At 73.2% G+C, this 18,713-nt stretch carries 17 protein-coding genes and 1 tRNA gene; 13 read left to right on the forward strand and 5 right to left on the reverse strand.

The window, feature by feature from the left end:
• Positions 1 to 11: 11 nt before the first annotated feature.
• Positions 12 to 755: a class I SAM-dependent methyltransferase gene (locus BLW04_RS04295; RefSeq protein WP_091537560.1), complete on the forward strand. Its 744-nt coding sequence runs from the start codon at positions 12 to 14 to the stop codon at positions 753 to 755.
• A gap of 15 nt (positions 756 to 770) precedes the next feature.
• Here BLW04_RS04295 and BLW04_RS04300 read toward each other — a convergent pair whose 3' ends face one another.
• Positions 771 to 1,568, reverse strand: coding sequence for a trans-aconitate 2-methyltransferase (locus BLW04_RS04300; protein ID WP_091537561.1), 798 nt, complete (start codon positions 1,566 to 1,568; stop codon positions 771 to 773).
• 43 nt (positions 1,569 to 1,611) lie between these two features.
• Between BLW04_RS04300 and tmk the strand changes: the two genes are divergently transcribed.
• From tmk to BLW04_RS04325, 5 genes are all read left to right on the forward strand, one after another.
• Complete coding sequence (tmk, locus tag BLW04_RS04305) at positions 1,612 to 4,011, forward strand: dTMP kinase (RefSeq protein WP_254781046.1); 2,400 nt, start codon at positions 1,612 to 1,614, stop codon at positions 4,009 to 4,011.
• On the forward strand, positions 4,008 to 5,204 hold the full coding sequence (locus BLW04_RS04310; RefSeq protein ID WP_091537562.1) for a DNA polymerase III subunit delta': 1,197 nt from the start codon (positions 4,008 to 4,010) through the stop codon (positions 5,202 to 5,204). The genes tmk and BLW04_RS04310 overlap by 4 nt, the downstream gene beginning before the upstream one ends.
• Positions 5,205 to 5,273: 69 nt before the next feature.
• Positions 5,274 to 5,346: transfer RNA gene (locus tag BLW04_RS04315), tRNA-Thr, on the forward strand.
• A gap of 307 nt (positions 5,347 to 5,653) precedes the next feature.
• Entirely contained in the window at positions 5,654 to 6,001 is a 348-nt protein-coding gene (locus tag BLW04_RS04320) for a DUF4288 domain-containing protein (protein WP_091537563.1), read from the forward strand.
• A gap of 344 nt (positions 6,002 to 6,345) precedes the next feature.
• Positions 6,346 to 6,894, forward strand: coding sequence for a GNAT family N-acetyltransferase (locus BLW04_RS04325; protein ID WP_091537564.1), 549 nt, complete (start codon positions 6,346 to 6,348; stop codon positions 6,892 to 6,894).
• A 345-nt stretch (positions 6,895 to 7,239) separates the two neighbouring features.
• Here BLW04_RS04325 and BLW04_RS04330 read toward each other — a convergent pair whose 3' ends face one another.
• Complete coding sequence (locus tag BLW04_RS04330; protein WP_091537565.1) at positions 7,240 to 7,683, reverse strand: hypothetical protein; 444 nt, start codon at positions 7,681 to 7,683, stop codon at positions 7,240 to 7,242.
• 732 nt (positions 7,684 to 8,415) lie between these two features.
• On the opposite strand from BLW04_RS04330, the gene BLW04_RS04335 reads away from it, so the two are divergent.
• On the forward strand, positions 8,416 to 8,595 hold the full coding sequence (locus tag BLW04_RS04335; RefSeq protein ID WP_217630834.1) for a helix-turn-helix domain-containing protein: 180 nt from the start codon (positions 8,416 to 8,418) through the stop codon (positions 8,593 to 8,595).
• A 55-nt stretch (positions 8,596 to 8,650) separates the two neighbouring features.
• On the opposite strand, the gene BLW04_RS04340 is transcribed toward BLW04_RS04335, so the two are convergent.
• The 3 genes from BLW04_RS04340 to BLW04_RS04350 all read right to left on the reverse strand — a co-directional run bounded on the left by BLW04_RS04340 (position 8,651) and on the right by BLW04_RS04350 (position 10,759).
• Positions 8,651 to 9,130 (reverse strand): site-specific integrase, encoded by a 480-nt coding sequence (locus tag BLW04_RS04340; protein ID WP_091537566.1) that lies wholly within the window; start codon positions 9,128 to 9,130, stop codon positions 8,651 to 8,653.
• A 12-nt stretch (positions 9,131 to 9,142) separates the two neighbouring features.
• A complete protein-coding gene (locus BLW04_RS04345; protein WP_091537567.1) occupies positions 9,143 to 9,565 on the reverse strand; it encodes a tyrosine-type recombinase/integrase in 423 nt (140 codons plus the stop codon).
• Between the two features lie 702 nt (positions 9,566 to 10,267).
• Positions 10,268 to 10,759 carry an inorganic diphosphatase gene (locus BLW04_RS04350; RefSeq protein WP_091537568.1) on the reverse strand — a complete coding sequence of 164 codons (492 nt, stop codon included), beginning with the start codon at positions 10,757 to 10,759 and terminating at the stop codon, positions 10,268 to 10,270.
• A 179-nt stretch (positions 10,760 to 10,938) separates the two neighbouring features.
• Between BLW04_RS04350 and dacB the strand changes: the two genes are divergently transcribed.
• From dacB to folE, 6 genes are all read left to right on the forward strand, one after another.
• Positions 10,939 to 12,993 (forward strand): D-alanyl-D-alanine carboxypeptidase/D-alanyl-D-alanine endopeptidase, encoded by a 2,055-nt coding sequence (gene dacB / locus BLW04_RS04355; RefSeq protein ID WP_254781047.1) that lies wholly within the window; start codon positions 10,939 to 10,941, stop codon positions 12,991 to 12,993.
• Positions 12,994 to 13,126: 133 nt separating this feature from the next.
• The gene (locus BLW04_RS04360; RefSeq protein ID WP_091537678.1) at positions 13,127 to 14,221 is read left to right on the forward strand and encodes a zinc-dependent metalloprotease; all 1,095 of its coding nucleotides are present in this window, start codon (positions 13,127 to 13,129) and stop codon (positions 14,219 to 14,221) included.
• An 11-nt stretch (positions 14,222 to 14,232) separates the two neighbouring features.
• On the forward strand, positions 14,233 to 15,252 hold the full coding sequence (gene tilS / locus BLW04_RS04365) for a tRNA lysidine(34) synthetase TilS (RefSeq protein ID WP_217630835.1): 1,020 nt from the start codon (positions 14,233 to 14,235) through the stop codon (positions 15,250 to 15,252).
• On the forward strand, positions 15,249 to 15,845 hold the full coding sequence (gene hpt / locus BLW04_RS04370; protein ID WP_371327769.1) for a hypoxanthine phosphoribosyltransferase: 597 nt from the start codon (positions 15,249 to 15,251) through the stop codon (positions 15,843 to 15,845). The genes tilS and hpt overlap by 4 nt, the downstream gene beginning before the upstream one ends.
• A gap of 212 nt (positions 15,846 to 16,057) precedes the next feature.
• Positions 16,058 to 18,052, forward strand: a complete 1,995-nt coding sequence (ftsH, locus tag BLW04_RS04375) for an ATP-dependent zinc metalloprotease FtsH (protein WP_091537569.1) — start codon at positions 16,058 to 16,060, stop codon at positions 18,050 to 18,052.
• On the forward strand, positions 18,049 to 18,648 hold the full coding sequence (gene folE, locus BLW04_RS04380) for a GTP cyclohydrolase I FolE (RefSeq protein ID WP_091537570.1): 600 nt from the start codon (positions 18,049 to 18,051) through the stop codon (positions 18,646 to 18,648). Before ftsH ends, folE begins: the two co-directional genes overlap by 4 nt.
• Positions 18,649 to 18,713: the final 65 nt, after the last annotated feature.

Raw genomic sequence — 18,713 nt, forward strand, 5'->3', positions numbered from 1 at the left:
GGTCGGGCGCGGTGGAGGGCTGGCAGGAGCGCCGGACGTCGTTCGGCTCGGTCGCGGCCGACTACGCCGCGCTGCGCCCGGGATATCCGGCCGACGCGGTCGCGTTCATGCTGGGCGATCGGGCCCTGCGGGTGCTCGACCTGGGCGCCGGCACCGGGCTGCTCACCGACGTCCTGCTGGCCGCCGGGCACGAGGTGGTCGCCGTCGACCCGTCGCCGCCGATGCTCTTCCAGCTGCGGCACCGGCTGCCGCAGGTGCAGACGGGCGAGGGGGGAGCAGAGGCCGTGCCGCTGCCGGACGCATCGGTGGACGCCGTCGTCGCCGGCCAGGCCGCGCACTGGTTCGACCCGGCGCCGGCGGCGGTCGAGCTGCGCCGGGTGCTGCGCCCGGGCGGGGTGGTCGGGCTGATCTGGAACACCCGCGACGAGCGGGTGCCCTGGGTGCATGCCCTGGGCGAGCTGCTGGCCGTCGAGGCACGCGACCACGAGGCCGACCAGGGCGTCGTCGACCGGTTCGCCACCGAGTTGCCCGCCACCGTCGAGGTGGCCGACTCCGCGATCATCCAGCGGATCAGGCCGGAACAGGTCGTCGGCGGCATCGGCACCCGCAGCTACGTGGCCACCATGGACGGCGCGCGCCGGGCGGAATTCCTCGGCCGGGTCCGCGACCTGCTGGCCACCCACCCCGACACCGGCGGTCGCGAGCAGCTCGAGCTGCCGTACACGACCCGGGCGTACCGACTCACCCCCCGCTGACCCGGGCCGGGCGCCTCAACTCGCCCGGTGCCCCACGGCGAACACCCGGCGGAAGGGCAGCACCGTCGTCCCGTCGTCCCGTGGGGGGTACGCCTCCCGCAGGGCGGCGGCGTACTCGGCAGTGAACGATGCGGCTGCCTCCTCGTCGAGCCCGGCGAGCACCGGGCGCAGCGCGGTCCCGCCCACCCAGCGCAGCACCGCGTCCTCCCCGGTCAGCACATGCAGATAGGTGGTCTCCCAAGCGTCGGCAGCCAGCCCCGCTCCGGTGAGCACGTCGAGATAGCCGGCCGGCGGCAGGGCGGCGTCCGGGTCCGGCGCGGCGTCGGCGAGCTGCGCCACCCACCGTGTTGAGCGGCACAGCTGGGCCAGCAGGGCGTGCGAGGGGGCGCGGAAGTTGCCGGGCACCTGAAGCGCCAGCCAGCCGCCCGGCGGAACGGCCGCCGCCCAGCCGGCCAGCAGCTCGGGGTGCTCGGGGACCCAGTGCAGCGTGGCGTTGCTGACCAGGACGTCTATCGGCCCGTCCGGCAGCCAGTCGCGGACGTCGGCCCGGGTGAACTCCAGCCGGCCGGGCACGGCGTGCTCGGCCGCCGCGGCCAGCATGCTCGCGGAGCTGTCGACGCCGGTGACGCGCGCCCGCGGCCAGCGCCGCAGAAGCTTCGCGGTGACCGACCCGTCGCCACAGCCCAGGTCCACCACCACGGCCGGGTGCTCGGCGCCGACCCGGCCGAGCAGGTCGGCGAAGGGGCGGGCGCGCTCGTCGGCGAAGCTCAGGTAGGCGGCGGGGTCCCACGCAGGCGCTCCTCGGTCCGGCACGCGGCCGAGGGTAGCTCCGGAGCGGGAAGGGGCAGTCGCGTCGGTGCCGGCCGGTACGGTTGCTGCGCCGAGCCCACGCCCGACCGCACCCAGCGCCAACCCACCTCCGGGGGTCTCGATCAGCTCCGACCCGACGGCCGGTTCGTTCCCGAGCCGTCCCGCTGCAGGCGGTCCGCCCGACGGTGTCGCCGTCCCGGCGCCGGACGCCGTCACCGGGCCGGGTATCTCCGTCCCCGCCGACGGGCTCTCCTCGGCCGGGCTGCCGACCGCCCAGGACGAGGGGGTGGCCTCGCTGGCCGGGCTGCACGATGAGCCGCTGGACAACGAGCTGCGCAGCTCGGGCGCGGTGACCACCGACGACCACGAGGGCGCGCCGAACCCGCTCAGCCTGGTCGCCAAGCTGCGTGCGGTGCTGCGGGTGCGCGACTTCCGCAAGCTGTGGCTGTCGATGTCGCTGTCCAGCTTCGGTGACTGGCTGGGCCTGCTGGCGATCACCGCGACCGCGACGTCGCTGGTCGACAGCTTCGCGGGCAAGAACTACGCGCTCGGCGCGGTGCTGTTGTTCCGGCTGCTGCCGGCGATCCTGCTGGGCCCGCTCGCCGGCGCCTTCGCCGACCGGTTCGACCGGCGCAAGACGATGGTGGTCACCGACGTCCTGCGCTTCGCCTTCTTCGCCTCGATCCCGTTGGTCAACAACCTGGTCTGGCTGTTCGTCGCCCAGTTCATCATCGAGGCGCTCAGCCTCTTCTGGATCCCGGCCAAGGACGCCGCGGTCCCGAACATGCTGCGCAAGGACCAGATGGAGCCGGCCAACCAGCTCTCCCTGGTCACCACCTACGGGTTGACCCCGGTGCTGGCGGCGGCCGTGTTCGCGCTGCTCACCAGCATCGGCGGGGGTGTCAGCGGCATGCTGCCCGACGTCAACGAGGTCGACCTCGCGCTGTACCTCAACGCGCTCACCTTCCTCGTCGCCGCGGTCGTCATCTGGAACCTCCCCTCGATCAGCGGGCGCCGCGCCGTCGGGGAGCAGATCACCGGCGAGAGCTTCCTGGGGTCGCTGCGGCACGGCTTCTCCTTCGCCGGGCACACCCCCCTGGTCCGCGGGCTGGTCGTCGGCATCACCGGCGCGTTCGTCGCCGCCGGCGTCGTCATCGCCACCGGCCAGGCGTTCGCCAACGCCCTGGGTGGCGGGCAGGCGGCCTACGGGCTGCTGTTCGGGGCGGTGTTCATCGGGCTGGGCATCGGCATCGCGCTGGGCCCCAGCGTCGCCCGTGACCTGGCCCGCGAGCGGTTGTTCGGCGTGGCGATCGTCGGCGCCGGCGTGGTCGTCGTCCTGTTGGCCTGCACCTTCGCGCTGTGGATCGCCCTGCTGCTGGTCGTGCTGATGGGCTTCTTCGCCGGCATCGCCTACCTCGCCGGGTTCACCCTGCTGGGCACCGAGATCGACGACGCGATCCGCGGCCGCACGTTCGCGCTGGTCCAGTCCCTGGTGCGGGCCGCGCTGATCCTGTCCCTTGCGCTGGTTCCCTTCGGGGTCGGCCTGCTCGGCCAGCACCAGGTCGACGTCGGCGCGTTCGTCTTCCCGGTCACCGGGGAACGGATCATGCTGCTGATCGCCGGCGTCCTCGCCGTGGGCGTCGGGGTGGTCGCCTACCGGCAGATGGACGACGGCCGCCCGGTGCCGCTGGTCGCCGACGTCGTCACCGCGCTGCGCCGGGACACCACCGCGCGGCGCCGGCTGGCCGGCGGCGGGGTGCTCATCGCCTTCGAGGGCGGCGAGGGCGCCGGCAAGTCCACCCAGGTGCGGCAGTTGCAAGAGTGGCTGGCGCAGGAGGGTTTCCTCGCCCGGTCGACCTTCGAGCCGGGGGCCACCGCCTCGGGGGCCGGCATCCGCTCGATCGTGCTGGACCCGGCGAGCGCCGGGCTGTCCGCACGGGCGGAGGCGCTGCTGTACGCCGCCGACCGGGCCCAACACGTGCATGACGTGCTCCGCCCGGCCCTCGACGCGGGGGAGGTGGTCATCACCGACAGGTTCGTCGACAGCTCGCTGGCTTACCAGGGTGCTGGCCGCACCATCCCCATGGACGACGTCCGCTCCATCTCCCGCTGGGCCACCCAGGGGCTGCAGCCCGACCTCACGGTGCTGCTGGACCTGCCGCCGGAGACCGGGTTGGCCCGCGCCCGCGGCCGGGCCACCGCGGACCGGTTGGAGGCGGAGTCCCTGGACTTCCACCAGCGGGTGCGGCGCACCTTCGCCGCGCTGGCCGAGTCCTCGCCCGACCGGTACCTGGTGCTCGACGCGACCCGTTCCCCCGAGGAACTGGCCGCCGCGATCCAGGCCCGGGTCAGGGGTCTGCTGGCCGGTCTGCCGGTGCAGACGGTGCCGGAGGGGGAGCGGGCGCCGCGCAGCCCGCACGGCGCCACCGTGCAGTCGCACCAGTGAGTGCCCCGCCGGCCGGCCTAACCCCCGGGGTCTGGGCCGACGTCATCGGCCAGCCCGACGTGGTCGCCGAGCTGCAGGCGGCCGTGGCCCAGCCGGCGTCGATGACCCACGCCTGGCTGTTCACCGGCCCGCCCGGTTCGGGCCGCTCGGTCGCCGCCCGGGCCTTCGCGGCCGCGCTGCAGTGCCCGCAGGGGGGTGACGGCACCTGTCATGCCTGCCGCACAGCACTGAGCGGCAGCCACGCCGACGTGCACCGGGTGGTGCCGGAGGGGCTGTCCATCGGGGTCGCCGAGGTCCGTGAGCTGGTGCGGGTGGCCGGCCGGGCGCCGTCCCAGGGACGGTGGCAGATCATCGTGGTCGAGGACGCCGACCGGATGACCGAGCAGGCCGGCAACACCGTGCTGAAGATGCTCGAGGAGCCGCCGCCGCGCACAGTCTTCCTGCTCTGCGCGCCCTCGCTGCACCCCGACGACGTGCCGGTCACCATCCGCTCCCGCTGCCGGGTGGTGGGGTTGCGCACCCCGCCGGTCGACGCCGTCGCCGAGGTGCTGGTGCGCCGGGACGGCATCGACCCCGCGTTGGCGGCGTGGTCGGCGGCCGCGGCCGGTGGCCACGTCGGCCGGGCCCGGCACCTGGCCCGCGACGAGTCGGCCCGGCTGGCTCGCAAGGCCGTGCTGGACATCCCGCTGTCACTGGTCTCGCTGGCCGCCTGCCTCAACGCCGCCGACGACCTGGTCGGCTCGGCGAAGGAGGAGTCCGACCGGGCGACCGCCGCGGTCGACGGGGTGGAGACCGACGCGGTGAAGGCGAGCCTGGGCGTCGGTGCCCGCGGGCCGGGCGTCGCTGCGGCCAGCCGGGGCGCCGGCGTGCTCAAGGAGCTGGAGAAGCGGCAGAAGTCGCGGGCCACCCGGCTCGGGCGCGACTCGCTGGACCGGGCGCTGGTCGACCTGGCCGCCCTCTACCGGGACGCGCTGGTGATCAGCGTGGTCGAGGCGTCGGCGGGGGAGACACCGGTCACCCTCGCGCACCCGGACCGACGCGCCGACGCCGCTGAACTGGCCCGCCGGATCGGCCCGGAGGGCGCGCTGAGACGGATCGACGCCATCCTGGCCGCGCGCACGGCGGTCGAGCAGAACGTCAAGCCGCAGATCGCCATCGAAGCGCTCACCGTGGCGCTGCGGCTGCCCGCCTGACAGCTCGCGGCGCCCCCGGGGGTCCGCAGGACGGGGCAGGGGGTGCCGTAAGCTCGGCGCCGCACGCCCGCCGCCTTAGCTCAGTCGGTAGAGCATCTCACTCGTAATGAGAAGGTCGTCGGTTCGATTCCGACAGGCGGCTCGCACCCGACCAGCCTGTTCGCACCGGGTCGACCCGCTCAAGGCCGACTTCTGGGGCTGACTGGGCACGAGTTGGGAACGGGACTGCATCCGGTCGATTCCGGTCTTCGGTGTCGCACGGTGGTCGTGGCAGGCGAACGGACCGACCATCTGTCGCGGCGCGGCGCGGCGAGCGCATCGCAGTCCCAGCCGGGCGCGCGCCCGGGGCCGCACCGCGTGCAGCGAGTCGCCGGTCCCCGTCGCCCTGGGCGGCCCACTATCGGGCGGTTGTCAGTCCGCCAAACCGCGGGCCTGACACCATCCTCGTCGTGACGAACGACCCGGAGTCAGGCTGGTACGCAGTGCGGTGCGTTTTCTCCGTGGAGTGGCCACCGAAGGCCGCGGGCCAGACCTACGAAGAGCGCGTCACTCTGTGGCAGGCGAGCACGGCTGACGAGGCGATCGAGCGGGCGGAGACCGAGGCGAGGCAGTACGCCGCCACCATCGAGGACTCCCCGTCGACCTACCTCGGCTTGGCTCAGTCTTTCCATCTGTTCGACTCGCCGGGCGACGGTGCGGAGGTGTTCTCGCTGATGCGCACGAGCGACCTGGGTCCTTCGGAGTACCTGGACGCGTACTTCGACAGCGGGACCGAACACCAACAGTCGTCGCCCTGAGCGGCCCACTCAGGGACACATCAACGACTGCGAGCGCATGGCGGTCGGGCACGGTGCACGCCGCGGGTCTGGCAGCCGGCGACTGGTCCAGCAGGCCGAATCAGCCAAAGGGAACTGGTGCGCTGGTCGAGGCCGCTGAACCCGTGCTGGCTCCCAAGTTGGCACGTTGCGCCCCTTCGGGTCACGACTGCACCGGCCGAGCACGAGCGAACGGTCGGAGGCCCGCCCATGCGAGGCCATCCGGACTCGTTGGGCGAATCCGCGGCGCCGACGGGTCAAGAGCGGCTGCGGTGCCGGTCGTCCGTGGCTCCTGCCTGGCGCTTGCGCGCGATAGGCTGCCCGCCGTGACCGAGCTCGGACCTGTCGCTTGGCTACCTGCCCCGATCAGGACCGAGCGGCTCACGCTTCGTCAGTCCGAGGCTCGGGACCGTGCGGCGTTCATCGAGCTGTTCGCCTCGCCTCAGGTAGGCACGTACATCGGTGGCGCCCGACCGCCTGATGAGCTTGAGCGCGCGGTGCCCGAGGTGCCCGGGCGGCGCCCCGGCTGTTTCGTGGTCGATCTCGACGGAGCGATGATCGGCTACATCACGTTCGACCGGCGCGGCGCAGAGCATCCGGGTCACGTCCGTCCGGAGGCCGGTGAGGCCGCGCTCGGCTACCTGTTCCTGCCGGAGGCGTGGGGACGTGGGTACGCCGCCGAGGCGTGCGCAGCCGCACTCGACTGGTTCGCCGGCGCGCTCCCCAGCGAGCCGGTGGTGCTCTGCACCCAGGCCGCCAACGACCGCGCGATGCGCCTCGCGGCGAAGCTGGGGTTCACAGAGGTGAAACGGTTCGAGGACTACGGCGCCGAGCAGTGGTTCGGCGCGTGGTCTTCGGTCACACTGCCCGGTTGAGCTCGGGCTCGACAGTGCGGCCCAAGCCCTTGCTGTCGGTCTGGGCCGACGGCGAGTATGCCGCCGTTGGACACCACGCCGCCGGCGTAGGCGGTGAAGGAGTCGCCGAGGGCCACTGCGCGGGAGCCGCCGGGGCGGGAGAACCGGGCGTCGAGCGCGGCTCCGACGGCGGTGGCTCGATCGTTGACCCAGGCGGCGACGGCCGAGGCAGAGGCCGCCTTCAGGGCACCATCCACTCCAGGGCGCTCCTCGCTCGGCGATCCGTGCCGGAGGCGGGATATCCGCCCTCGGAGCCGGACAGCGCTCGGACGCCCAGCGGAACAGGCCCAACCAGCGTTGAACAGGTCAAGTGGTGGCAGAAAGGGTGATGCCATGTGGCGCGGCGATTCGCTGGGCGATCTGGGTCGCGCGGACGTCGAGACGCTCGGCGGCTGCCCGGGCGTAGATCACGGCGACGAAGAGCGCGTAGGTCCACAGCGGGGACTGCCACCAGCCGGCGTCGTGGAGTAGATCTGGCCGCAGGCCGCCGCGCATGCAGGCGGCGGCGTAGAGGGCGTACTGACTGTTGCGGTGCTCGACGCGGCCGCCGAACGTCGCCTCGGGCAAGTGGCGCCCCTGCAGCCCTTCGTAGGCCAGGGGTTTCCCGCCGACCGGGCAGGCGAGATCCAGGGCGGTGACCGCGAGATCGAGCATGGCGACGTCCGGCGTGAAGGAACCGCCCACATGGTGAGGGGCCAGGGCGCCGACGAGGTCCTGAACGTCGTCGCCGCGGCGGTAGCCCGACAGCACGGCCTTCGCCGCGGCGGAGGCCCGACAGCACGGCCTTCTGGGCCTGACGGTGGGGCGCGTCCACTCCTGCGTCCGCTCGCTTGGCCATGGCGCCAGTGTTCCCCGTCGCGGTCACGGCCGGCAGACAGACGCTATCCGTCTGCGCTGCCCCACGCGGCGTCTCCCGCTGCCTGCGGCCAGGCGACGCTGCCACCTCGAGCCGGCAGCCCAGCGATTCCAGTCCCACCGCATGTCTCCACCTGGACAACACCAAGACCGCAGCCGTCGCACCCCTTGCGTCCAGGCCCACGCGATTCGTCGTGACGAGTTTTTCGCCGATGCGCCGCGGTGTCTGTCACCCGACCTCGGCCAGCTTCCGGAAGCGCCAGCTGAACCGAAGCGGACCGACAGCGGCGACCGGTGCATCGCGGCAGTCAGTAGGAGGCCGTCATCGACGCCTCTTGAGTCAGGGCCGCCCCGTACCAGGTGGGCTCGGCAGCAGGGGAGGACGGGCGTGGACAACGAGCAGCTGACCATCTGCGGGGTCCCGATGGCCGGCGGGTGGCGCGACCCCCGCGGTCTTCGGGCGATCCGCTCAAACCCGCGTCCGCGACCGCCGATGCCGGGAAATGGCATCTCTGGGCTGCTCCCGGCAGGGGCGACAGTCCTGATAGTGCAGCTGCCGGCCGCTCCGCGCGGTCGCGCGCGCTGGGGGTCCAGGACGTCGACGACCTCGGTGTCCGGACCGACCTGGTGACTGCCTGCCGCATCGCCCTCGGCGTCGGATCTACGACGGCCTATGCGCTGGCAGGCCGCGGCGAGCTTCTGTTCCCTGCCTGCCGGGTCGGCCGGCAGTGGGTCGTGCCCACCGCCGGTCTCCGGGCCTTCCTGGGCTTGCCGCAGCAGGAGTCGACCACGCCGGTCACCTCCTGACCCCAAGTCGACCGGTCATACGGCGAGCGCAGGGGTGACGCTGCCCGCCGGAACGTCACCCGGATGGCCAGCTCCGGCTCCCGCCGATGCTCCACGCGGGACGAGTGCAAGCCGCGGCCTCGGCCGCCTGTCGGCCCACGCCTTCCAGCAGATGCGTATAGGTGTCCGAGGTGATCCGGATGCCGGAGTGCCCGAGGTGTTTGGAGATGACGGTCATGTCGACGCCCGCCGCCAGCATGATCGACGCCTGCCCGTGCCGGAGGTCGTGCAGCCGCACCCGCCGCAGCCCTGCTTCGGCGACCAGCGCCCGGAACGTCTTGGAGACGACCTCGGGCTTGAGGTAGGACCCGTCCTCGCGGGCGAAGACCACGTCGTGGTCCTCGTAGGCCGTGCCGAACGCGGCCCTCTCCGCGTCCTGCTGGAGCCTGTGGGCGATCAGCGAGCCGACCGTCGCGGCGTCGAGATCCACCCGCCGGTCCTCACCGCTGGCCGTCTTGGGTTGCCCGACCACGCTCTCGTAGCCGACCTGCACCACCGCCTGGCGAACTCAGAGCACCCGTTTGTCCAGGTGTACGTCACCCCAGCGCAGACCCACCACCTCACCGCGACGGAGCCCCGTCATCGCGAGCACCTCGAACAGCACACCCAGCCGGTGGCCGGCGGCGATGTCGAGGAACGCGCCGAGTTCCTCGGGCTCCCAGGGCCGTACTTCGGGTCGGCGCATGGGTTCCAGCTCGGCCAGCGCCGCCGGGTTGTACCGGAGCATGCGGCGACGGACGGCGTCGTTCAGCGCCGACCGCAGGGTGGCGTGGATCCGGCGCACCGAGGACGGCGACAACCGCTGGCGACGGGTGCCCTGCCGGCGCAACGAGACCCGCGCCCGGTCGACGTCGTCCACGGTCAGGTCCGAGAGCCGAAAGTGACCCAGCAGCGGGATCCAGTAGTCCCGCAGGTGCTGCTGCGTGTGCAACGCGGTCGAGGGGCGGACCGGCCGGTGTCCTTCTTCCGCTCCAGCCAGCCCTCCAGGTAGCCGGCCACCGTGATTCGGCGCTGGTCCAGCACCCGCACGCCCTGTCCCGTCGCCGTCAACGAGGCCTGTAGCGCGACCTGGGCGTCAGCGGCGGTCTCGTAGCCGCCCCGCCGGACCTGCCGTCGCCGTCCGGAGGGGTCGCGGACGTCATGGACGAAGAACTACGACCCGTGCCGCTTCGGGCAGCTCTTCCGCCGGCCGCCCGCGTCGAGGACCGGCGGGCACGGGCACCGCTTGAACACCGTTCCGGTCACTGACAGCTCCCTCCGCACCGCCCGACCGCCCACCGGTCGAGCCGGGGGCTCGAGCGGCGGTCGGCAGCGTCGCGAAGGGTTCTGACACCGGCTCAGCGGGGGAGAAGCTGGGCACGAGATGGTCACGCCGTGTCCAGCGGTACCTGGTTCTCGATGGTCGAAGGCGGTCTCCGACACCGCCCCTGAGCTGGCAAAACGGTCTGGCACAGCGGCACCCGGCGGTGCCCGGTGAAGCCCCGGGCGCGCTCGTGATGAGAAGGTCGTCGGTTCGATTCCGACAGGCGGCTCTCCTCCGTCCCCAGCCAGGTCCGTCGGGCGTCCCTCACGCACGAGAACGAGCGCCCCGGCCCCCACGAGGGGGACCGGGGCGCTGTCGGACGCGGTGGGGTCAGTGCATCGGCGTGTCGAGCGCGCGCTGCCGGGAGGCCTCGATCTCGGCCTCGGCCGCTTCGCGACCGACCCAGTCGGCACCCTCGACGCTCTTGCCCGGCTCGAGGTCCTTGTAGGTCTCGAAGAAGTGCTGGATCTCCAGCCGGTCGAACTCCGACACGTCGTTGATGTCCTTGAGGTGGGCCATCCGCGGGTCGGTCGCGGGAACGGTGAGGACCTTGTCGTCCCCGCCCTTCTCGTCGGTCATCCGGAACATGCCGATCGCCCGGCAGGTGATGAGGCACCCGGGGAACGTCGGCTCCTCCAGCAGGACAAGGGCGTCGAGGGGGTCACCGTCCATCCCGAGCGTCTCCTCGATGTACCCGTAGTCAGCCGGGTACCGGGTCGAGGTGAACAGCATCCGGTCGAGACGGATGCGTCCGGTGGCGTGGTCCAGCTCGTACTTGTTCCGCTGGCCCTTGGGAATCTCTACCGTCACGTCGAACTGCACGCCCGATAGTCTGTCGTACGACCGTCGGACCGTGCTCGGTGAGGTCGCTCGAGGGGGTGAGGGGCATCTCATCGGGTTCTGGCTCAGCGTCCGAGGACGGCGCTGTACGGCTCCCGGACGACGCGCCGGTCACCCCGGGGGTCGCGGCTCCGCCGCCGGTTCCGGACGACGATGCCCCGGTGAGCCCGGACTATCACGGAGCCCCGACCACTTCGGACGGCGCCCCGGCAGCCGGGTCTCCGGCGCCTCCCCAGGATGCAGAGGCTCAAGCGGCCACCCCCGGCGGGGCGGCTCCCGGCGCCGGCGCTCAGCTCCGGATCGAGGAGGAGCGCCAGGTCGACGAGGAGCCCCCGGCCGACGCCGTGGACGACAGCTCCCCGGCGGGGGACACCGTTCCCGAGTCCGAGGTGCCCGTCGAGCGGGAGCCAGGGTTCGTCGTGGGGGGAGAGCCCGAGCCGGAGCCGGTCGTGGCAGAGGAGCCCGAGCCGGACCTGGAGCCCGTGCCGGCGCCTGTCGTGCCGGCAGAGTCGGAGCTCGTGCCCCCGCCCGTGGCCGACCTCGAACCGCCCGCGGCAGAGGAACCCGCGTGGCCGGTGAGCTGGGCGCCGGAGCCGGGGGTCGACGCACCGGTCTGGCCGCAGCCACCCGCTCCGGTCCCGACCACGGAGCTGACCCCGCGGCCGGTCCCCACCCCGCGCCCCGCCGCCGCCGGAGGCCCCGAGCCGCCGCCGGTGCCCGTGGACAGCCGGCTGGCGCCTGTCCCGCGCCCCACCCGGGCGTCCCGGCGGACCGGTGCGACCCCCGCCGTGCCGCCCGCCCGCCGCGGCGCCGGCCGCGCAGCAGCAGCATCCGCCGAGCGCCCGGGGCGACGCCGGGGCCGGGTGCTGCTGGCCGCCCTGGTCGCGGTCGTCGTCCTGGCTGTTGCCGCCGTCGCGGCGATCACCTTCCTGGGCGACCGCAGCGACCCCACGGCGGCGGAGCCAGTGCCCGATGCCGTCCTGCCCGACCTCGGCGAGCCCACCCCGGTGCTGGCCGCACTCTCCACCGCCGCCCTGGTCCCCGACCCGGCCGCGCTGGCCGCCGTGCTGACCCCGCTGCTGAGCGATCCGGCGCTGGGCGCCGGGCTGTCCGCCCAGGTCGTCGACGTGGCCACCGGCGAGGTGTTGTTCGCCCAGGACGCCCGGGACCCGAGCACGCCGGCGTCCACCGCCAAGCTGCTCACCGCACTGGCCACCCTCACCACCGTCGACCCGGCCAGCACGCTGTCCACCACCGTGGTGGCCGGCGCGACCCCGGGCGAGGTCGTGCTCGTCGGCGGGGGCGACCCGACGCTGTCCACGACCGCGCCATCGGTGGCCTATCCGGGCGCGGCCACCGTCGACGACCTGGCCGCGCAGGTGCAGGCGCAGCTGGGCGGGGCCCCGGTCACCCGCGTCGTCGTCGACAGCTCGCTGTTCAGCGGCCCGCTGACCGCGCCCGGCTGGGGGCCGGACGACGCCCCCTCCACCTACGCCGCCCCGGTCACCGCCACTGCCGTGGACGGCGCCCGGGTCGACCCCGGCAGTAGCCAGCGCAGCGGCGCCCCGGGCGCCGACGCCGGGCAGGCACTGGCCACCGCGCTCGGCGCCCCGGACGCCGCCGTCGTCCTCGGCACCGCTCCGGCCGGTGCGGCGACGCTGGCCACCGTCGAGTCGGCGCCGGTCGAGCGGCTGGTCGAGCAGGCGCTCACCGCCTCGGACAACCTGCTGGCCGAGTCGCTCGCCCGGCACGTGGCCATCGCCCGCGGCCTGCCGGCCACCTTCGCCGGCGCTGCCCAGGCCATCACCTCCGCGGTCGCCGACGCCGGCCTGGACACCACCGGGCTCACCTTGTTCGACGGCAGCGGGCTGTCCCAGCAGGACCTGGTCCCGGCCCGGCTGCTGGTCGACGTGGTTCGAGCCGCCTCCGACGGCACGGTCCCGGACGCTGCCGGGCTGTTGTCCGGGCTGCCGGTCGCCGGCTACGACGGCACCCTCGCCGAGCGGGAGGGCGACGGGGACGGCATCCCCGGGGCCGTGCGCGCCAAGACCGGCACCCTGCTGGCCGTCAACGACCTGGCCGGCACGGTGCTGACCGCCGACGGCCGGCTGCTGGCCTTCGCCGTCCTCGCCGACGGCGCCGCGGGCAGCCTCAGCACCACCGAGACGGCCCTGGACGACGTCGCCGCGGCGCTCGCCGGCTGTGGCTGCCGCTGATGGCCACCCGTCAGGGGCCCGCGCCGAGCCTGCGAGGCGTGGGGGAGGGTGGTCCTTCTTCCGCGTACGGTGAGCCGATGACGTGCTCGACAGCACGGCGCAGCCGTTCCGCTCCTGCACCGGAGGTGGGTCGATGAGCCGCCCCGCCTCGCTGGTCGACTGGAACCTCGCCGAACGCACCGCCCGCCGGCTGCAGGGTCCCGGCCCGGAGACCACCCGGGAGGAGGCCGCCGCGGTCGTCGCCGAGCTGCACCAGGCCGCCGCCACCGCCGTCGCGCATGTCGAGGCACTTACCGGACTGCACCCCGTCTTCGGCGGCCCCGAGCCGACCGTCGCCGTGGTCGACCGGCCCGGCTGGGTCGACGCCAACACCAGCGGCATGGCCGCGCTGCTCGACCCGCTCGCGGCGGCGCTGCAGGCCAAGCAGGACAAGCCGACCAATCCGCTGGTCGCCGCCATCGGTTCGCGCGCCACCGGGGTGCAGGCCGGCGGCCTGCTGGCGTTCCTCTCCTCCCGCGTGCTCGGCCAGTACGAGGTCTTCGGCAGTGGCGGCCGGCTGCTGCTGGTAGCACCCAACATCGTGGAGACCGAGCGCAAGCTGGGCGTCGACCCGAGCGACTTCCGGCTCTGGGTGTGCCTGCACGAGGTCACCCATCAGCTGCAGTTCACCGCCGTCCCCTGGCTGCAGCCCTACCTCGAGCGGCAGATCCAGGAGTTCGTCGAGGCCACCGATCTCGACGTCGACGTGCTGCGCGACCGGCTCACCGACGTCGTCCGCAGCCTGGGCGCCGCCGTGCGCGGCGCCCCCGAAGACGAGGACGCCCCGCAGGGCCTGATGGCGCTGGTCCGCGACCCCGAGCAGCGGGCGGTGCTGGACCGGGTCACCGCGGTGATGAGCCTGGTCGAGGGGCACGCCGAGTTCGTCATGGACGGCGTCGGCCCGGACGTCGTCCCCTCGGTGCGCACCCTGCGCAAGCGGTTCGCCCAGCGGCGCAAGGGCCGGGGCCCGATCGACCGGGTGTTGCGCCGCCTGCTCGGGCTGGAGCAGAAGATGCAGCAGTACGCCGACGGCCGGGTCTTCGTGGCCGGCGCCGTCGAGCTGGCCGGCATGGACGGGTTCAACCAGGTCTGGGCCGGTCCGGCGAACCTGCCGTTGAAGGACGAGCTGACCGAGCCGGACCGCTGGGTCGAGCGGGTGCTGGGCACCCGCCCGGCCATCCCCGCCTGAGCCGGCCGCCGGTGGTCGGTCCGCCCCGGGCGGTCGCCATGGTCCGGCACGCCGTTCGGGGTGGGCTGCGGTACCCGGCGCAGCCGGTGCTCGTGGCCTGCAGCGGCGGAGCGGACTCCGTCGCGCTCGCCGCCGCCGTGGCCTTCGAGGCACGCGCGGCCGGAGTGCGTGCCGGTGGGGTGACCGTCGACCACGGCCTGCAGCCCGGCTCCGCCGAGCGGGCGGCCGGCACCGCGGTGCTGCTGCGCGGGCTGGGTCTGGACCCGGTGCTCGCCGTCCCGGTGACGGTGGGGGAGGAGGGGGGCCCGGAGGCCGCCGCCCGCACCGCCCGCTCCGCCGCCCTGGCCGCGGTGGCCGAGCAGCACGGCGCCCGGGTCGCCCTGGGGCACACCCTCGACGACCAGGCCGAGACCGTGCTGCTCGGGCTGGGCCGCGGGTCGGGCCCGCGGTCGGTGGCCGGCATGGTCGAGAACCGCACTGCCGCTGGGGCGACGTGGTGGCGCCCGCTGCTCGGGGTGCGCCGTGCCACCACCCGGCAGGCGTGCGCCGACCAGGATCTCCCGGTCTGGGACGACCCGTGGAACACCGACCCCACCTATACCCGGGTCCGGTTGCGCACCGAGGTCCTGCCGCTGCTGGAGGAGGTGCTCGGCGGAGGGGTCGCCCCGGCCCTGGCCCGCACCGCCGGCCTACTGCGCGAGGACCTCGACGCCCTGGACGCTCTGGCGGCGGCAGAACTGGTCGCGCTGGACGGGGACGGCGGACTCCCGGCTGCGCGGATGACCGCGCTGCCCGACGCGCTGCGCCGCCGGGTGCTCCGCGGCTGGCTGACCGGGGCGGGCGTGGTGGACCTGCAGTGGGTCCACCTACGGGGCGTCGACGAGCTGCTCACCCGCTGGCACGGCCAGGGCCGGGTGGACCTACCCGGCGGTGCGGGCGTCGTCCGGGCGTCTGGCAGGCTGGTCCTGCAGCCGCCCGGCACCGCCGGCCGACCCCTTGCCCCCGACCTCCCCGAGGAGTCCGAGCCGTGACCGAGCCCGCCACCGCCGACAACGTGAAGGGCCCACTCGGCCCCGACCACGGCTACGGCCCGGACATCGACCACGTGCTGCTGTCCGAGGAGCAGATCCAGGCCAAGATCGGCGAGCTGGCCACCACCATCGCCACCGACTACGCCGGCCGCGAGGTGCTGCTCGTCGGCGTCCTCAAGGGCGCGGTGCTGTTCATGTCCGACTTCGCCCGGGCGCTGCAGCTGCCCACCCAGATGGAGTTCATGGCGGTCTCTTCCTACGGGTCGGGCACCAGCTCCTCCGGGGTGGTGCGCATCCTCAAGGACCTCGACCGGGACATCTCCGACAAGCACGTTCTGGTGCTTGAGGACATCATCGACTCCGGTCTGACCTTGTCCTGGCTGCTGAAGAATCTGGGTGGCCGGCGGCCGGCCTCCCTCGAGGTCTGCGCCCTGCTGCGCAAGCCCGACGCGGTCCAGGTCGAGGTCCCGGTGAAGTACGTCGGGTTCGACATCCCCAACGAGTTCGTCGTCGGCTACGGCCTGGACTTCGCCGAGCGTTACCGCGACCTGCCCTACATCGCCACGCTCAAGCCGGAGGTCTACTCCGGCTGAAGAAGAACACTGTCCTTCCACCCTTCGCAAGCTCAGGGCGGTGCCCTGGACGGGGCCAGCAGTGAGGACGGCGGGGGCACAGGGTCCCCGGTGTACCTTCGTGGCAACGACGTCGCCCCCGCGGCGGGGTGCCCACCGGGTCGCGCGGCGTCCCCGACGATCAGGAGGGTCGACGGGCGGCCGGGGAGTCCCGGATCGCCCGGCATCGGTGTATGGAGCGTAAGAAGATCGTCCGTTCGGCCTGGTTCTGGGTCGCCCTCGTCGTTGTGCTGGCGTTCGTCGCCTCCACCTTCCTACGGGGCAACGATGGGTACGACACAGTTCCGACGTCGACGGCGCTGGCCCAGTTCGACGACGGCAACGTCGCGAAGGCGACCATCAACGACAAGGAACAGACCCTCGACCTGGACCTGGAGTCCGCGGTCAACGGCAGCACGAAGATCACGGCCGCCTACCCGATCGGCGCCTCGGACCGGGTGTTCGACCTGGTGCGTGGCGACGGCAGCTCGCGGGTCGACTTCGACACCAACGTCACCCAGGACAACCTCCTGGTCAGCGTGCTGGTGAGCTTCCTGCCCTTCGTCATCCTGCTGCTGCTGCTGTTCTGGCTGTTCAACTCGATGCAGGGCGGCGGCCGGGGCGTGATGGCCTTCGGCAAGTCCAAGGCCAAAGTGGTCAGCAAGGACACCCCCAAGACGACGTTCGCCGATGTCGCCGGTGCCGACGAGGCCATCGAGGAACTGCAGGAGATCAAGGACTTCCTGCAGAACCCCGTGAAATATCAGGCGATCGGCGCGAAGATCCCCAAGGGCGTGCTGCTGTTCGGTCCTCCCGGAACCGGCAAGACACTGCTGGCCCGGGCGGTCGCCGGCGAGGCCGGTGTGCCGTTCTACGCGATCTCCGGCTCGGACTTCGTCGAGATGTTCGTCGGCGTCGGCGCCAGCCGGGTGCGCGACCTGTTCGAGCAGGCCAAGACCAACGCCCCGGCAATCATCTTCATCGACGAGATCGACGCCGTCGGCCGGCACCGCGGCGCCGGCATGGGTGGCGGCCACGACGAGCGTGAGCAGACGCTGAACCAGATGCTGGTCGAGATGGACGGCTTCGACGTCCGCGGCGGAGTGATCATGATCGCCGCCACGAACCGGCCGGACATCCTGGACCCGGCGCTGCTGCGCCCGGGCCGCTTCGACCGGCAGATCGCCGTCGACCGCCCCGACCTGCTCGGCCGCACCGCCGTCCTGAAGGTGCACGCCACCGGTAAGCCGCTGGCCCCCGACGTCGACCTGGCGACCGTTGCCCGGCGTACGCCTGGGTTCACCGGTGCCGATCTGGCCAACGTGCTCAACGAGGCGGCGTTGCTGACGGCCCGGCACAACGGCACGGTGATCACTGACGCCACCCTCGAGGAGGCCATCGACCGCGTGCTGTCCGGCCCGGAGCGCAAGACGCGGGCGATGAGCGACAAGGAGAAGAAGGTCACCGCCTACCACGAGGGCGGGCACGCGTTGGTGGCGCACGCCCTGCCCAACCTGGACCCGGTGCACAAGGTGACGATCCTGCCGCGCGGGCGCTCGCTCGGGCACACGCTGGTGCTGCCGATGGAGGACAAGTACACCCAGACGCGGTCGGAGATGATCGACACGCTGGCGTACATGCTGGGTGGGCGGGCCGCCGAGGAGCTCGTGTACCACGAGCCCACCACCGGTGCCGGCGACGACATCGAGAAGGCCACCGGCATGGCCCGCTCGATGGTCACCCAGTACGGCATGAGCGCCAAACTCGGCGCGGTGAAGTACGGCAGCACCGACGCCGAGCCGTTCCTCGGCCGGGACATGGGCTCGCGGCCGGGCTACTCCGAGGCCGTCGCCGCCGACATCGACGCCGAGGTGCGGGCGCTGATCGAGGCCGCGCACGACGAGGCCTGGGAGATCCTGGTCACCCACCGGGATGTGCTGGACGCCCTCGTGCTCGAGCTGATCGAGAAGGAGACGTTGTCCAAGGACGACATCGCCCGGATCGCCGGCGGTGTCGACAAGCGCCCCGCACTGGCGCCGTACAACGGCTTCGGCAAGCGGACGCCGTCGCAGCGTCCGCCGGTGCTCACCCCGGGCGAGCTCGCCCGCAGCAACGGGAACGGCAACGGGCAGGTGCACGGCGACTCGATCCCGGTCGGCGACGTCGGCGCACCCGCACCGGGCCGGTGACCGCCGGTACCAGCGGGGGGCGGTTCGAGGTCGACCAGGCGCGGGCCGAGGCCGCCGTCCGCGAGCTGCTCCTGGCGGTCGGGGAGGACCCCGACCGCCCGGGGCTGCAGGACACCCCGGCCCGGGTCGCCCGCGCCTACGCCGAGACCTTCGCCGGCCTTGGCCAGGACGCGGACGAGATCCTCTCGACGACGTTCGACGAGGACCACGACGAGCTCGTGCTGGTCAAGGACATCCCGATGTACTCGACCTGCGAACACCACCTGGTCCCTTTCCACGGCATGGCGCACGTCGGCTACATCCCCGGGGCCGACGGGCGGGTGACCGGTCTGTCCAAGCTGGCCCGGCTGGTCGACGTCTACGCCCGGCGGCCGCAGGTCCAGGAGCGGATGACCCGGCAGATCGCCGACTCACTGTTCGAGGGGCTCAAGCCGCGGGGCGTGATCGTGGTGATCGAGGCCGAGCACCTGTGCATGGCGATGCGGGGCATCCGCAAGCCCGGGTCGCGGACGATGACCTCCGCGGTGCGGGGGATGTTCCGGGACAACCCGGCCACCCGGGCCGAGGCGATGAGCCTCATCCTGGGCCGTTCGTGAAGGCGACGGGGTCGTGAGCCTCGCAGCGAGATGCCCGGAGCCGACAGGGCGTGAGCATCGCAGCG

It is taken from the genome of Modestobacter sp. DSM 44400 (assembly GCF_900107175.1).
Lineage (GTDB): Bacteria > Actinomycetota > Actinomycetes > Mycobacteriales > Geodermatophilaceae > Modestobacter.

Bases quoted from the DNA above. Each gene is read 5' to 3' on its own strand.
- BLW04_RS04360 (WP_091537678.1), top strand. From the start codon at position 13,127: ATGAGCCGCCCCGCCTCGCTGGTCGACTGGAACCTCGCCGAACGCACC.
- ftsH (WP_091537569.1), top strand. From the start codon at position 16,058: ATGGAGCGTAAGAAGATCGTCCGTTCGGCCTGGTTCTGGGTCGCCCTC.